The organism is Streptomyces sp. B5E4, from assembly GCF_039871555.1.
Taxonomy (GTDB): Bacteria; Actinomycetota; Actinomycetes; order Streptomycetales; family Streptomycetaceae; genus Streptomyces.
This window is the reverse complement of the sequence record NZ_JBDPMI010000002.1, coordinates 25788-41131: the sequence shown is the minus strand read 5'-3', so window position 1 is coordinate 41131 and position 15344 is coordinate 25788. Positions and strand designations below refer to the sequence as shown.

Here is a 15344-nt window from a genome sequence, read left to right as displayed (position 1 = left end):
TCAGTCGATGCCGCGCAGGATGTGCAGCTCGGCGGTGTCGGCCGGGTCGTCCTCGTATCCGGCGAGCCGGATGGGGGCCGAGCGCGCCCACACGTCCAGGCTGGTCAGGGACTCCCCGTCCGCTCGCGGGCGCGGGTGCGGCCGGGGGGCGGGCCGGGTTTCCCGTTCCGGTACGGCTTCGGTGGTCAAGGTGCACTCCTCCGGGTCATGTGAACTGGTCAGCCCCTGCGTGGGCGTCGGGTGTCGGCGGCGGACACCCCGGGCTGTTCGGGTGGGCAGTTCGGACGCGGTGGCGCCGGCTGGGCTCGCGGACGGTCCGAGGGTGTCGGCCCTTCCCCGCGGGCGGGGATGTCCGTTTCCACAGGGTAACGACTCGAAGCCGGGGACGCCCGGCGTTATCCGGTCGCGCGGATCGATTCTAGAATCAGGCCACATTCATATAAAACGGTCATTCAACCCGGGAAGGGACGCCATGGGCGCCAGCCGCATACCCCGTCTCCTGCGCGGGCCCGCTGCCCTGCCCGCCGTCCTCCTTCTGCTGCCGCTGCTGCTGCTCGCGGGCGGGTGCACCAGGGAGGAGGCGCAGAAACCCGGGAAACCCGAGGAGGGCCTGGGCAGCGGCTCGCCGTTCACCGGACTGGCGGGACGCGGCGGGCCGGTCCTGGGCGTGAAGATCGACAACGCCGAGCCCGCCCGCCCGCAGGCGGGCCTGGAGCGCGCGGACATCGTCTACGTCGAACGGGTGGAAACCGGCCTCAGCCGGCTGCTGGCGGTCTACTCCTCGCACCGGCCGGAGCGGGCCGGCCCGGTGCGCAGCGCCCGCGAGTCCGACGTCGAACTGCTGGAGCAGTTCGGCAGGCCCGCGCTCGCCTTCTCCGGGGCGCAGTCCAAGCTCCTCCCGGTCATCGACGAGGCGCCCCTGTTCCCCGTGGGGCCGGACAAGGCGGGCGACGCGTACGTACGCGACCCCGCGAAGCCCGTACCGCACAACCTCTTCGTACGGCCGGAGCAGGCGCTGGCCGCGGCGCCCGACGCGGACCGGCCGCGCGACATCGGCTTCCGCTTCGGCCCGGCGCCGAAGGGTGGCGAGGCCACCGCCGAGCGCACCGTGCGCTACCCGGCCGCGAGCTTCGGCTTCACCTGGGACGCGGGCGAGAAGCGCTGGCTGATCTCCTTCGACGGCACCCCGGCCGCCACCGCGGCGGGCGGGCGGCTGTCGGCGGCGACCGTCGTCGTCCAGCACGTGAAGATCCGCGACTCCGACTTCGGCGACCGCTCGGGCAACGTCTCCCCCTTCACCGAGACGGTCGGCGCGGGGAAGGCGGAGGTGCTGCGCGGCGGCAGGTCGCATCAGGCGCGATGGGAGCGCGGATCGGCGGGCGACGGCACGGAGTTCACCGACGCGGACGGCGAGCGGCTGCGCTTCGCGCGCGGCCCGGTCTGGGTCGTCTTCACGGAGTGACGCAAACCACACCCTTATTGGCGTGAACGGGTTCTGACAGCCGCTATCATTTTTTGAGTACGAAACCGTTTCGTTCCGCTGACTGGGGAGGGGGCCCGATGGTCGTGCAGGACACCAGTACCACCGGGCGCCGCAGCCGGCTGAGCGCCGAGCGCGAGCACGAGCTGTTCGAGGCCGTGCTCGACCATCTGCGCGAAGTCGGCTACGAGGCCCTCACCATGGACGCGGTCGCGGCTCGTACGCGGTCGAGCAAGGCCACCCTCTACCGCCAGTGGCACTCCAAGCCGCACTTGGTCGCCACGGCGCTCCGGCACAGCAAGCCGGTGAGGACGGCCGGGATCGACACCGGCACGCTGCGCGGAGACCTGGTGCAGTTCGCCGACGGGGTGTGCCAAAGCGCGGAGAAGGACTCGGCCCTCCTGCGCGCGGTCGCCTTCGCCCAGCAGTCGAACGAGGAACTGCAGCAGGCCATGCGACAGCTCTTGATCGAGCCGGAGCTGGCCGCCTTCCACGAGCTGATCGATCGCGCCATCGCGCGCGGCGAGCTGACCGCGGGAATCCCCGCCGCGGAGTTCGTCCCGCACATGATGCTGGGAGCCATGCTGGCCCGGCCCCTCATCGAGAACGCGCCGGTCACCAGCGACTATCTTGTCCGTTATGTCGACGCAGTGATTCTCCCCGCTCTGCATATGAACTGACCTGTCGTTCGCCTACACAACAGAACACGGCTCCACCTGGCGCACGCCGCTCTCGTCGTCGGGCTGGTTCAACACAACCCACAGTCGAGATCAGGAGATACCTGCTCGTGGCCACCTTCCTATACAAACTCGGCCGGCTAGCTTTCCGGCGGCGCCGCATCACGGCGCTGATATGGCTGCTGCTCTTCGGCCTCGCCGGGTTCGGCGCGTCGTCTGCGGGCACCGCGCCCGAGGACGACTTCGCGCTGCCCGGCACCGAGGCACAGCAGGCCTTCGACCTTCTTGAGGAGCGCTTCCCGGGGCAGTCCGCCGACGGCGCGACGGCCCGCATCGTCTTCGAGGCACCCGACGGCCAGAAGATCACCGCCGCCGACAACCGCGAGGCGGTCGACGGCGTGCTCGACGGCCTCGCCGGGAACCAGGTGGAGCAGGTCGGCGACCCGTTCGCGGACAACGCGGGCGTCAGCGAGGACGGCGCGACGGCCTACGCGGTCATCGACTACAAGGTCACGTCCATGGAGCTGGACGACTCGACCCGCGACGCCATCACCGACGTGGTGGAGAAACAGCGCGACGACGGTCTGAACATCCAGGCCGGCGGTGACGCGCTGATGGTCGAGCCCGACATGGGCAACGGCGAGATCATCGGTGTCGGCATCGCGCTGGTCGTGCTCGTGATCACCTTCGGCTCGCTGGTCGCGGCCGGGCTGCCGATCATCACCGCGCTCATCGGCGTCGGCATCGGCATCTCCTCGATCACGGCGCTGGCGACCGTGCTCGACCTGTCCGCCACCACCTCCACCCTGGCGATGATGATCGGCCTCGCGGTCGGCATCGACTACGCCCTGTTCATCGCCTCCCGCTACCGGGCGGAGCTGACGGACGGCCACTCCCGCGAGGAGGCGGCGGGCCGCGCCGTGGGCACGGCCGGCTCGGCGGTCGTCTTCGCCGGCCTCACCGTGATCATCGCGCTGGCGGGCCTGGCGGTCGTCAACATCCCGATCCTGACGAAGATGGGCTTCGCGGCGGCCGGCACGGTCGCGCTCGCGGTGCTCATCGCGCTCACGCTGGTCCCGGCCGCGCTGGGCATCGTGGGCAAGCGGATCTACGGCAAGAAGGTGCGCAAGGCCAACCCGGAGACCGGTGCCCCGAAGGCGTCCGACCACGACGCCAAGCCGAACATGGGCACCCGCTGGGCCCGTCAGGTGCTCAAGCGCCCGGTCCTGGTGCTGGGTGCCGCGATCATCGGGCTCGGCGCGCTGGCCGCGCCGGTGGCGAGCATGGAGCTGGGCCTGCCCGACGAGGGCAGCCAGCCGACGGACACCACGCAGCGCAAGGCGTACGACATGCTGTCCGAGGCGTTCGGTCCCGGGTTCAACGGCCCGGTCACCGGCGTCATCGACGCCACGGAGGCGGAGAACCCGCAGCAGGCGGCCGACGATGTGGTCGCGCGGATCTCCGACGTGGACGGTGTCATCTCCGTCACCCCCGCCGGGTTCAACGAGGCCGGGGACACCGCGACCGTCATGGTCACCCCGTCCACCGGGCCGAGCGACACCGACACCGAGAAGGTCGTCCGCGAGATCCGCGACCTGTCCTCCTCGCTGCAGGACGAGACCGGCGCGGAGCTGTACCTCACCGGCAGCACCGCGGTGAACATCGACTTCTCGAAGGTGCTCGACGACGCGCTGGTGCCGTATCTGGCGCTGGTGGTCGGCCTGGCGTTCGTCCTGCTGATGCTGGTGTTCCGCTCGGTGCTGGTGCCGCTGAAGGCCGCGCTCGGCTTCCTGTTCTCCGTGCTGGCCGCGCTCGGCGCCGTCGTCGCGGTGTTCCAGTGGGGCTGGCTGTCCGGCGTCTTCGGGATCGAGGAGACCGGTCCGATCATGTCGATGATGCCGATCTTCCTGATCGGCGTGGTCTTCGGCCTGGCGATGGACTACGAGGTCTTCCTCGTCAGCCGGATGCGCGAGGCGTACGTCCACGGGGAGTCGGCCGGCGACGCGGTCGTCACCGGCTTCCGGTACGGCGCCCGGGTGGTCACCGCGGCCGCGGTCATCATGATCAGCGTCTTCGCCGGCTTCATCGGGGCGGGCGACGACATGGTGAAGATGATGGGCTTCGGTCTGGCGGTGGCGGTCCTCTTCGACGCCTTCCTGGTCCGCATGACCATCGTCCCGGCGGTGCTCGCGCTGATCGGCAAGTCCGCCTGGTGGCTGCCGAAGTGGCTGGACAAGATCCTGCCGAACGTCGACGTGGAGGGCGAGAAGCTGTACAAGCAGCTCGCCGCGACCTCCGTGCCGCCGCCGACGGCCGGCGAGGAGCGGGAGCCCGAGCCCACCGGCGTGCGCTGAACAACGTCCCGCGGTGCACGGCACCGCGGGACCGCAACGAACAACAGACCGGGGCCCGGTGGCGTTCGCGCCACCGGGCCCCGGTGCGTTGCCGCTCGGTGCCGCCCGTTGCGCCGAGCCTTGACGTTCATCCGATGAATCTCTACGTTCCCTCCCCAGTAAGCGCTTGAATCTGGCACAACTCCCATAGACATCGGATGGATCAAGGTCCTTGAGGGAGAATGGGATGAACGGGTTTGCACGACGGCACGTGCTGGCGATCAGCGCCGGAGCCGCGGCGGGCTCCGCGCTGGGCATCGCGCCCACCGCCGCCGGCGCCGCACCACAGGGCCCGGCCGGGGCCGCGGACGAGAACGCGACCGCCGACGACTGGGGCAGGGTCCCCGACCCCGTACCGGTGCCGCTGACCGCCCACTTCGACAACGACGGCGTCGACACCGCCGACACCCGCGGGGGGAACTTCGACGGCAGCGGCTACACCTACCCCGGCGAGGAGCTGCCCGCGGGGCCGATCGAGGTCGACGGCTTCCCCTTCGACTTCCCCGGCGCGGGCGCCGGCGCACCGAACAACGTCGTCGCCATGGGGCAGCGCGTCGAACTGCCCCCGGGCCACTACCTGAGCGTGCTGTTCCTCGCCTCCTCCTCGTACGGCACCGCCTCCGGTGAGGCCACCGTGCACTACGCCGACGGCAGCACCGCCACCGCCGGCCTGTCCGCCCCCGACTGGTACTCCGGCGGCGGCTCGCTCAGGGCCCCGTACCGCTACGCTCCCGACGGCACCAAGGACCCGCACCAGGTGTCCATCGCCGTCGTCGAACTCGGCCTGGACCCGGTGCGCGAGGCGGTCGCGCTCACCCTGCCGGTCATCAACCGGGCGGAGCCCGACAAGTCGGCGCTGCACATTTTCGCGCTCTCCCTGCAGCCGGTCGCCGAGGGACGCGCCGTCGCGCTGCGCCACGTCCGCTCCACCACCGCCTCGCTGGAGCGCTCCGGCGCGCAGTCCGTCGAGGCCACGCTGATCAACGCCGGCGCGGTGTGGATCGCCGCCCGCGACGGCCTGTCGGTCACCGTCGACACCGAGGGCGCCCGCACCGTCGCCCCCGTCCCGGTGCCGCGCCTCGGCCCCGGCGAGCAGGCCCGGGTCACCGTCGGCATCCGCAACCGCGCGGGCGTGGCGCCGGGCACCGTGGAGGAGGGCCGCGTCGTCGCCACCGGGCGGGGCGGCACGGCCGCCGAGGTCACCCGCCCGCTGACCCTCGGGGTGCCCGACTTCGAGCCGACCGACGCCTCGCTGAGCAGTCATCAGGCGCCGTACTGGTTCAACGACGCCAAGTTCGGCATCTTCATCCACTGGGGCGTGTATTCGGTCCCCGCCTGGGCGCCGGTCGGCAAGCAGTACGCGGAGTGGTACTGGCAGCAGATGAACCAGCCGGACAACCCGACGCACGCGCACCACCGGGAGGTGTACGGCGAGGACTTCGCGTACGACGACTTCATCCCGATGTTCCGGGCCGAGCGCTTCAACCCGCGCTCGTGGGTCGAGCTGTTCCGGGACGCGGGCGCGCAGTACCACGTGCTCACCTCCAAGCACCACGAGGGCTTCGCGCTGTGGGACACCAAGCTCTCCACCCGCAACTCCGTCGCGATGGGGCCGCGCCGCGACCTGATCGGGGAGCTGTTCGACGCGTCCCGCAGGTACACCCCCGACCTGCACCGCGGGCTGTACTTCTCGATGCCGGAGTGGTTCAACCCGGACAACCCCTGGTACGGCCACGCCCCGCGCAACCCGTACACGCTGGAGCCCGTGCCGTACACCGGCTACACCTCGGGCCAGGACTACGTCCGCCACTACCAGGCCGGGCAGATGCTGGAGCTGATCCGCGAGTACGACACCGAGATCATGTGGTGCGACATCGGCGGCGACAACGACAGCCACCGGGTGCTCGCCGAGTTCTTCAACCACGCCAAGAACCGGCCGCGGCCGATCGAGGTGACGGTCAACAACCGCTCCGGCATCGGCCCGCACGACTTCACCACGCCCGAGTACGAGGTGTACGAGAACACCGTCGTCGCCAAGTGGGAGGCCAGCCGCGGGCTCGACCCGCGGTCCTACGGCTACAACGCCGAGACGCCCGACGATGCGTACATGACGACGGAAGAGGTCGTGCACAGCCTCGTCGACATCGTCAGCAAGAACGGCAACTTCCTCCTCGACATCGGCCCGCGCGCCGACGGCACCATCCCCGAGATCATGGAGCGGCGGCTCCGCGAGACCGGCGAATGGCTGCGCGTCAACGGCGAGGCGATCTACGGCACCACCTACTGGTCGCGCATGGCGCAGCTCGGCGAGGACCTGCGGTTCACCATGACCCGCGACGCCTTCTACATCCACTCGCTCACCGCACCCTCGTCCCGGCTCATCGTCGAGGCCCCGGTGCCCGTCAGGGCCGGCGACGAGATCACCATGCTCGGCTACGGCGACCGTCCGCTGAGCTGGGACACCGACGGCGGCGCGCTGGTCATCGAGGTGCCCGCGGCGGCCCGCAGGGCGGGCAGGCACGCCTGGGTCTTCAAGGTGAGCACGCGCCCCTCTTCCTGAAAGGCACCTCATCCGTCATCGTGCTCCCCTGTGATCGAACGGCCTCGACGGAGAGGGACGCACCATGGCAGGGCTCTGGAGCACGAACGGCGTACTGCGCCGCAAGCCCATCGAGCACATCGAGACCACCGAGGGTGAGAGCGGCGAACAGCTCACCCGGGTCCTCGGGCTGTGGCAGCTCACGGCGATCGGCGTCGGCGGCATCATCGGCGCGGGCATCTTCGCGCTCGCCGGTGCGGTCGCCAACGGCACGGCGGGCCCCGCCGTGCTCGTCTCCTTCCTCATCGCGGGGGTGGCGAGCGCGGCGGCGGCGCTGTCGTACGCGGAGTTCGCCGGCCTGATCCCCAAGGCGGGCTCGGCGTACACGTACGGCTACGCGGTCCTCGGCGAACTCGCCGGGTGGTTCATCGGCTGGGATCTGCTGCTGGAGTACACCGCGATCGTCGCGGTGGTGGCCATCGGCATCTCCGGCTACTTCTCCTTCCTGATGGAGAACATGGGCGCCGACCTGCCGGCATGGATGCTCGGCGCCCCGGGCACCGGCGAGGGGCACAAGGTCGACCTGTTCGCGGTCGTGCTGTGCCTGCTGGTCGCGTACCTGCTGACCCTCGGCATCAAGAACGCGGCGCGCTTCGAGACCGTCGTGGTGGTGCTGAAGGTCGTGGTCGTGCTCGTCGTCATCCTGGTCGGCGTCTTCCACATCGACACCGCCAACTACAACCCCTTCTTCCCCTACGGCGTCGGCGGCGCGTTCACCGGCGCCGCGACCGTGTTCTTCGCGGTCTTCGGCTACGACGCGATGTCGACGGCCGCCGAGGAGTCCAGGGATTCGCAGCGGCACATGCCGAAGGCGATCCTCTACTCGCTGGCGATCTCGATGCTGCTGTACGTGGCCGCGACCCTGGTGCTGACGGGGATGCAGAACTACAAGGGCGTCGACCCGGAGAGCGGCTTCTCCACGGCGTTCGAGTCGGTGGGGCTGGGGTGGCTGGCGAACCTGATCGCGGTGGGGGCGATCATCGGCATCCTCACGGTGATGTTCACCTTCATGCTGGGCGTCACCCGCGTCTGGTTCTCGATGAGCCGCGACGGGCTGCTGCCGAAGTGGTTCGCCAAGACGCACCGGACCCGGCACGTGCCGACGCGGGTGACGTGGATCGTGGGTGTCGGCTCGGCGCTGATCGCGGGCTTCCTGCAGATCGGTGAGGCCGCGGAGCTGACGAACATCGGGATCCTGCTGGCATTCGTGGTGGTGTGCGTCGCGGTCATCGTGCTGCGCTACCGGCAGCCGGACCTGCCGCGGACGTTCCGCTGCCCCGGGATGCCGGTCGTGCCGCTGGTGGGGGTGGGGTTCTCCATCTGGCTGGTGACGTTCCTGAAGTGGGAGACGTGGCTGCGGTTCGGCGTGTGGTTCGCGGTCGGGATGATCGTGTACTTCGCGTACTCCTACCGCCGCAGTGAGTTGGCCCGTGCCGGGCAGGCGGCGCCGGACGGTCCCGACCTGCACAAGCGCGACGAGCCGCGCGACTGACGCCCGGCGTTCCCGCACCGGCCGCGTACGGCGCGTGCCGGTACGGGGCCGGGCACCCGCGGGCGCTGAGACGGGACTGTGACCGCGCGCGGACCGGGGCTCAACTCGGCGGTGGTTTCCTGAGGATGGGCGATGAGTTTCCGGCGCCCGCCGGGTCTCACCTTCCAGAAGGAACCACACCGCCACCGGCGGCCCGGCAGGGCCGCCGCCTCCCGACCGAGAGGTGTCCGATGTGCTCCCACCGGCCCGAGTGCCCCGCCGCCGACCGCCCTGACCGTGATGCCGCGCAGACCGTGGCCTTCCACCCCGAGCAGGGCTGGAGCCTGCTGTGCAACGGGACGATCGTCTTCGACGACACGGGTGAACTGCTGCCGACCGGCGCCGTCGTCGCGCCGCGGCGCGAGGTGCGCCCCGGCCTGCTGACGACCGCGGCCTGAGGCCCGCCGGCGTACGCCCCTCCTGATTCTTCCGCCGGGCCCGGCCCTTCAGGGCCACCCGCCCGGCGAACCGCCGGCCGCGCTCGGCGCCTCGGCGCGGGAACGACGGGGGCAGGAAGCCGCCGGCTACCGTGACGCGCCCGGCCGCCCGGCAGCGCACCGACCGCAGGCAGGGCCACTGCGGGGCCGGAGCGCGGAACCCGGCCCGCGGCGCCCCCGCCGCCTGCGCCCTGCATCGCGAAGTCCCGCTCGGCCCGTTGCCGTTCGCCCGCGTGGGGACGGCGGAGGCGGGCAGAGTACGGGGCACGTACGTCCGCCGGGGCGGCTGAGCACCGCGGCGGCGAGCGCCCGGGGCTACTCGCCGCGGACCGCGACCAGCACGCACCTGTCGCCGCGCTGCCAGACCGTGCCGACCGACGCGAAGCCCGCCTTCTGCAGGAGGTCCACGTGGCGCGCCAGGCTCAGCCCGTTGTCCGCGGCGAGGGCCGCGCCGCGGCGGCGCCGCTCGGCGAACAGCCGCGCCAGCTCGGGCGCCTCGGCCGCCGCGTCCCACCACGACGACCAGTCCTCGCCGCCCGGCATCCGCTGCCGCTCGGCCAGCCGGCTGCCGACCTCGCCGGCCAGCTCCGCGACGGCTTCGTCCTCCTGGGGCAGCCGGTCGGCGTTGACGAGCAGTCCGCCGGGGCGGAGCAGGGTGTGCAGCCGGCCGTAGACCTCCAGCAGCACGCGCTCGGGGAGGCGGTGCAGCATGGTGGCGGAGACCGCGGCGTCCAGAGGGCGGTCGAGCTCCAGCTCGTCCTGCCAGCCGATGCCGCCGATCACCGTGTCGACGAAGCGGACCCGCGTGCCGTGCATCCGCCGGCCGAGGCCGAGGAGCACGGGGTCGGCGTCGGCGGCGACGACGTCGAGCGCGGGCATCCGGCGCTTGAGCCGGGCGGCCAGCGAGCCCGTACCGCAGCCGAGGTCGAGGACGGCGGGGTGATCGTGGCCGTCGGTGACCAGCTCCACGAGGTCACCGACGACGGTGAACCGCTCTTCGCGGCCGGCCTCCTGCTGCTCCCGCTGCAGTTCCCAGCGCACCGCCCAGCCCTTGGCCGCCGCCGCGCTCAGGTCCTCGCCCATCCTGTGAGGATACCCGGCTACGAGATCTTGAACTCTGCGTGACGCCGCGGGCGGGTGGTGTGCCGGGCGCGCGGTGACGTCCGAGGCACCACCTGGCGGGGGTTCCGGCCCTTGGCCGTACGCCCCGGAAGACCGCCGGATCCCGGTCCGCGCACGACCGTTGACCACCCGTAGGTAAGGCCTTACTTTGACAGGGCACCGTCAGCAAGCGCTTTCTATACGCCTTACCCAGCGGGCCCGCCCTCCGACGCGCCCGCGTTCCGGCACGACTGGGAGCACTATGAGACGCCTAGCCAGACCACCCCTGTCACCCATCGCCGTCCTGGCCGCGCTGCTGGCGCTGCTCCTGGGCACGGCCTCGGCGACGGCCGCCCCGCAGGACGAGGAGGCCGACTTCCGGGTCCTGGTCTTCTCCAAGGTCACGAACTTCTACCACGACTCCATCCCGGCGGGCATCGAGGCCGTCGAGAAGCTCGGCGAGGAGTACGGGTTCGAGGTCGACTCGACCGACGACGCCGCCGCGTTCACCGAGGAGAACCTCGCGACGTACGAGGCCGTCCTCTTCAACAACACCAACTCCACGCCGGAGAGCGGCGATCTGCTCGACGCGGACCAGCGGGCCGCACTGCAGTCGTACATCCAGGGCGGCGGGGGCTGGCTCGGCCTGCACGCCGCCTCCGCCAGCGAGCGCGACTGGGACTGGTACGAGGGCCTGGTCGGGGCGATCTTCGACAAGCACCCCGTGCCGCAGACCGGCCGGATCAAGGTGCTGGACGACGCCCACCCCTCCACCAAGGGCCTGCCGCAGCTCTGGGAGCGCAACGAGGAGTGGTACAACTGGCGCGCCAACCCGACCGGCAAGGTGCACACCCTCGCGCAGATCAAGGTGCGCGACGGCATCACCGGCCTGGACGAGGGCGTCGACCACGCGTTCTCCTGGTGCCAGAAGTACGACGGCGGCCGGTCGTGGTTCACCGCCGGCGGCCACGACGCGTCGTCCTTCGACGAGCCGCTGTTCCTCAAGCACCTGCTCGGCGGCATCCGGTGGGCCGCGGGCGCCGCGCCCGGCGACTGCTCGGCCACCCAGACCGGCAACTTCCAGCGCACCCCGCTGGTCACCGACGACCTGGCCGACCCCTTCGAGCTGGCCGTCGCCCCCGACCGGCGGGTGTTCTACGCCCAGCGCACCGGTGAGCTGAAGGTCGTCGACCAGGAGACGCTGAACGTCACCACCGCCCTGGACTTCGACTACACCCCCGAGATGACGAGCCAGTCCGACGGCCTCCTCGGGCTCACCCTGGATCCCCACTTCGCGCACAACAACTGGGTCTATCTCCTGCACTCCGACAAGGAGAAGAACCTCATCAACCTGTCCCGCTTCACCATGAAGGGGAACACCGCGGACCCGGCGTCGCAGAAGGTGCTGCTGACGGTCCCGACGTGGCGCGGCGAGGGCCGGGCCAACGTGCACATGGCGGGCTCGCTGACGTTCGACACCCAGGGCAACCTGTACGTCGCCACCGGCGACAACACCGACCCGTTCGAGTCCAGCGGCTTCACGCCGATCGACGAGCGCGACGGCCGGCGGGCCTGGGACGCCCAGGGCACCTCGGGCAACACCAACGACCTGCGCGGCAAGGTGCTGCGCGTGAAGCCCACGACCGGCGGCGGCTACACCGTCCCGAAGGGCAACCTCTTCAAGCCGGGCGAGTCGAAGACCCGTCCCGAGATCTACGCGATGGGCTTCCGCAACCCGTTCCGCATCACCACCGACCCGGTCTCCGGCGCCCTGCTGGTGGCGGACTACGGCCCCGACGCACGCGGCGCCGACCCGAACCGCGGCCCCGAGGGCACGGTCGAGTACAACCGGCTCACCAGGGCGAGCAACCAGGGCTGGCCGTACTGCATCGGCAACAACACGCCGTTCAACGACTACGACTTCGCCACCGGCCAGGCCGGTGAGAAGTTCGACTGCTCCGCGCCCGTGAACGACTCGCCGAACAACACCGGCAAGAAGAACCTGCCGCCGGCGCAGCCCGCCACGGTCTGGTACGCGTACTCGGCCTCGCAGGAGTTCCCCGAGCTGGGCACCGGCGGCGGCGGTCCGATGAGCGGCCCGGTCTACGACTACGACGCGAAGAACGACAGCCCGTACAAGTTCCCCGAGTACTTCGAGGGGAAGTGGATCACGTACGAGCTGACCCGCAAGTGGTTCAAGACCTTCTCGTTCCAGGAGAAGGACCAGGAGTTCGAGGACCCCAGGTTCGCGCCCGCCAAGAAGGGCGACCTGCAGTCGATCAACGGGATCTTCGGCGACATGAGCTGGATCCAGCCCTTCGAGGCGGACTTCGGCCCCGACGGCTCGCTGTACGTCATCGACTTCGGCGAGGGCAGCGGCACCGGCCGCGGCGGCAGCAACGAGAAGGCGGGCATCTACCGCATCGACTACGTGGCCGAGGGCCGGCCGCCGGTGGCGGAGCTGACGGCGTCGGCGGACTCCGGGCCCGCGCCGCTGGCGGTGGAGTTCTCCTCGGAGGGCTCGCACTCGCCGGGCGACGACCCGATCACCTACGCCTGGGACTTCGACGGTGACGGCACGACCGACTCCACGGAGCCCAACCCGACGCACACCTACACCGAGAAGGGCCGGTTCACCGCCCGGCTGACGGTGGAGGGGCCGCCGGAGCGTACGGCGATGGCGGTGCACGAGGTCACCGTCGGCAACACCCGTCCCGAGGTGAAGGTCATCACACCGGCGAACGGCACCGCGTTCGACTTCGGCGACACCGTTCCGTACAAGGTGGAGGTCGACGACCCGGAGGACGGTGCCGTCGACTGCTCGCGCGTGGTGGTGCAGACGCAGCTCGGGCACGACGACCACCTGCACCCGCTGGACAACCTCACGGGCTGCGAGGGCGAGTTCACGACCGACCCGGGCGACAGCCACGGCCCCGGCCAGAACCTCTACTACGGCATCAGCGCGCAGTACGAGGACGACGGCGCCGAGGGCGTGCCGAGCCTGGTCGGCTCCGACTCGCTGAGCCTGCGGCAGAAGTTCCGCGAGGCCGAGCACCACAACGGCACCGGCGGGGCGAACGGCGGCGTGGAGACGCTGGCCAGGGAGGACTCCTCCGGGGGCAAGCGGCTGGGCGAGATCGAGCACGGCGACTGGATCGTGCTGGACCCGGGAACCCCGAGCGGGATCGAATCGGTGACGGTCGGCGCCGCCTCCGGCGGGCTCGGCGGCGACGTCGAGTTCCGCGCGAACGCGCCGGACGGCGAGCTGCTGGGCAAGGCGACCATTCCGAACACGGGGAGCTTCGCCAACGTGGTCTCGCCCACGGTGCCGCTGACCGACCCGGGCGGGGTGGAGAAGGTCTACGTGGTCTTCACCAACCCGGCGTGGACCCCGACGAGCCCCGACCTGGTGGCGCTGGACTGGCTGCACTTCAACGGCCGCGGCGCGGAGAAGGAGTCGGCCGCGAAGGTGACGGTGACGGCCTCGCCGGAGAGCGCGACGGCGCCGGCGGGGTTCTCCTTCGAGGGCGCGGTGACGCTGCCGGAGGGACGTACGGCCACGGCGTACCACTGGACCTTCGGGGACAACGCGACCGGCGACGGTGCGGCGACGGCGACGCACACGTACACCAGGAAGGGGACGTACACCGCCCATCTGACCGTCACGGACGACACCGGGGATCTGACGACCGGTGCGGTGCAGGTGACGGTGAACTGAAGTGATCCGGCGGTGAGCTGACACACCGCACGGCGGCGGCCGGCCGGGGATGCCCCGGTCCGGCCGCCGCTCGCATGCCGCGGACCCCGCGGAAGGGGCGGCGGGACCGGGCGCCGAGAGTGAACCGGGCCCGGCCCCGCTCCCGCTCCGGGCGGCGTCAGCGTGCCGGGGCTGCCGCGGTGTCGCGGTACGACGTGCCGCCCGCGTCGAGGAAGCGGCTCAGCGGGAGCGTCGCGGCGCCGACGGTGACGGCGTCCGTGCCGAGTTCGCCCATCTCGATCGCCGCGCGCGCCGCCGGGTAGCGCAGCGCGTACATGGCCGTGGCCCCGCGTACGGCGGGCAGCAGCCGGGGACCCGCCAGCAGTCCGGCCCAGCCGGACAGGACGATGCGCTCCGGGTTGAAGAGGTTGACGAGGTCCGCGATGCCGGCGCCGAGGTACTCGGCGGTCTCGTCCAGCACCGCGCGGGCCGCGGGGTCGTCGGCGGCGATCAGCTCGGCGAGCGCCGACTCCTCGTCGGCGGCGACCGGTTCACCGCCCGCCTCCCGCCAGCGCCGCAGCATCCCCTCCGCCCCGACATACGCCTCCAGACAGCCGCGGGCGCCGCACCGGCAGCGCCGTCCGCGAATCTGCATCGTCGTGTGCCCCCACTCCCCCGCGCCGCTGGACGAGCCGCCGTAGGCGGTGCCGTCGGTGACGACGCAGGCGCCGACGCCGGAGCCGATCAGCGCGATGACGGCGTTGCGCGCGCCGCGTCCCGCGCCGAACCACATCTCGGCCTGGCCCAGGGTCTTGGCGCCGTTGGCCACGGTGTACGGCACGTCCGCCAGGCCGGTCGCGGCCGTGCGCAGCATCGCCTCCAGGGGTACGGCGTCCCAGCCGATGGTCTGCGCGTACACCACCGCCCCGCCGCGGGCCGGTTCGCGGTCGACGATGCCGGGAACGCCGAGGCCGACCCCGAGCAGTTCCCCGGCGGCGACGCCCGCGTCGGCGAGCACGGCGGCCAGCCCCTCGGCGATGTGGGCGACGACCCGTCCGGCGTCCCGGCCGCCGTCGTCGAGCGGGCGCTCGGCGCGGGCGAGTTCGGTACGGGCGAGGTCGAACAGCTCCACCCGCACCCGGGTCTCGCCGACGTCGACGCCGACCATGTGCCCGCAGCGCGGCGCCACCCGGAGCAGGGTGCGGGGCCGGCCGCCGTCGGAGTCGACCGCGCCGGCCTCCTCCAGCACCCCCTCCGCGATCAGCTCCGCGGCGACGTTGCTGATCGACCCGGAGCTGAGCCCGGTGACCGGGCCCAACTCCTGGCGACTCAGCGGCCCTTCGAAGTACAGGTGGCGCAGTACCGCGGAGCGGTTGCTACGGCGCAGGTCGCGCACGGTACGGCCGTTGTTTCTCGCCATGTGGCTCCT

General features: G+C 71.5%; 10 protein-coding genes. 7 read left to right on the top strand and 3 right to left on the bottom strand.

What is annotated here, in order from left to right; translation table 11 throughout:
• On the bottom strand, nucleotides 1–189 hold the full coding sequence (locus tag ABGA99_RS02795) for a hypothetical protein (RefSeq protein ID WP_347576801.1): 189 nt from the start codon (nucleotides 187–189) through the stop codon (nucleotides 1–3).
• Nucleotides 190–472: 283 nt separating this feature from the next.
• Between ABGA99_RS02795 and ABGA99_RS02790 the strand changes: the two genes are divergently transcribed.
• From ABGA99_RS02790 to ABGA99_RS02765, 6 genes are all read left to right on the top strand, one after another.
• A complete protein-coding gene (locus tag ABGA99_RS02790; protein ID WP_347582095.1) occupies nucleotides 473–1462 on the top strand; it encodes a DUF3048 domain-containing protein in 990 nt (329 codons plus the stop codon).
• 98 nt (nucleotides 1463–1560) lie between these two features.
• Nucleotides 1561–2160, top strand: coding sequence for a TetR/AcrR family transcriptional regulator (locus tag ABGA99_RS02785; protein WP_347576799.1), 600 nt, complete (start codon nucleotides 1561–1563; stop codon nucleotides 2158–2160).
• 107 nt (nucleotides 2161–2267) lie between these two features.
• Nucleotides 2268–4511 (top strand): MMPL family transporter, encoded by a 2244-nt coding sequence (locus ABGA99_RS02780; RefSeq protein ID WP_347576798.1) that lies wholly within the window; start codon nucleotides 2268–2270, stop codon nucleotides 4509–4511.
• A gap of 226 nt (nucleotides 4512–4737) precedes the next feature.
• Nucleotides 4738–7110, top strand: coding sequence for an alpha-L-fucosidase (locus ABGA99_RS02775; RefSeq protein WP_347582094.1), 2373 nt, complete (start codon nucleotides 4738–4740; stop codon nucleotides 7108–7110).
• 64 nt (nucleotides 7111–7174) lie between these two features.
• Nucleotides 7175–8641: an amino acid permease gene (locus ABGA99_RS02770; protein WP_347582093.1), complete on the top strand. Its 1467-nt coding sequence runs from the start codon at nucleotides 7175–7177 to the stop codon at nucleotides 8639–8641.
• A 230-nt stretch (nucleotides 8642–8871) separates the two neighbouring features.
• Nucleotides 8872–9078 (top strand): DUF5999 family protein, encoded by a 207-nt coding sequence (locus tag ABGA99_RS02765; protein WP_101425633.1) that lies wholly within the window; start codon nucleotides 8872–8874, stop codon nucleotides 9076–9078.
• Nucleotides 9079–9432: 354 nt separating this feature from the next.
• On the opposite strand, the gene ABGA99_RS02760 is transcribed toward ABGA99_RS02765, so the two are convergent.
• Nucleotides 9433–10200, bottom strand: coding sequence for a class I SAM-dependent methyltransferase (locus ABGA99_RS02760; protein ID WP_347582092.1), 768 nt, complete (start codon nucleotides 10198–10200; stop codon nucleotides 9433–9435).
• A 280-nt stretch (nucleotides 10201–10480) separates the two neighbouring features.
• Between ABGA99_RS02760 and ABGA99_RS02755 the strand changes: the two genes are divergently transcribed.
• Nucleotides 10481–13936 (top strand): ThuA domain-containing protein, encoded by a 3456-nt coding sequence (locus tag ABGA99_RS02755; RefSeq protein WP_347582091.1) that lies wholly within the window; start codon nucleotides 10481–10483, stop codon nucleotides 13934–13936.
• Nucleotides 13937–14093: 157 nt separating this feature from the next.
• On the opposite strand, the gene ABGA99_RS02750 is transcribed toward ABGA99_RS02755, so the two are convergent.
• Nucleotides 14094–15335 carry an ROK family protein gene (locus tag ABGA99_RS02750; RefSeq protein WP_347576793.1) on the bottom strand — a complete coding sequence of 414 codons (1242 nt, stop codon included), beginning with the start codon at nucleotides 15333–15335 and terminating at the stop codon, nucleotides 14094–14096.
• Nucleotides 15336–15344: the final 9 nt, after the last annotated feature.

What these genes read in the sequence shown, in the direction of transcription:
- ABGA99_RS02790 (WP_347582095.1), top strand. Translation starts at nt 473, where the DNA reads ATGGGCGCCAGCCGCATACCCCGTCTCCTGCGCGGGCCCGCTGCCCTG.
- ABGA99_RS02785 (WP_347576799.1), top strand. Translation starts at nt 1,561, where the DNA reads ATGGTCGTGCAGGACACCAGTACCACCGGGCGCCGCAGCCGGCTGAGC.
- ABGA99_RS02775 (WP_347582094.1), top strand. Translation starts at nt 4,738, where the DNA reads ATGAACGGGTTTGCACGACGGCACGTGCTGGCGATCAGCGCCGGAGCC.
- ABGA99_RS02770 (WP_347582093.1), top strand. Translation starts at nt 7,175, where the DNA reads ATGGCAGGGCTCTGGAGCACGAACGGCGTACTGCGCCGCAAGCCCATC.
- ABGA99_RS02765 (WP_101425633.1), top strand. Translation starts at nt 8,872, where the DNA reads ATGTGCTCCCACCGGCCCGAGTGCCCCGCCGCCGACCGCCCTGACCGT.
- ABGA99_RS02760 (WP_347582092.1), bottom strand. Translation starts at nt 10,200, where the DNA reads ATGGGCGAGGACCTGAGCGCGGCGGCGGCCAAGGGCTGGGCGGTGCGC.
- ABGA99_RS02755 (WP_347582091.1), top strand. Translation starts at nt 10,481, where the DNA reads ATGAGACGCCTAGCCAGACCACCCCTGTCACCCATCGCCGTCCTGGCC.
- ABGA99_RS02750 (WP_347576793.1), bottom strand. Translation starts at nt 15,335, where the DNA reads ATGGCGAGAAACAACGGCCGTACCGTGCGCGACCTGCGCCGTAGCAAC.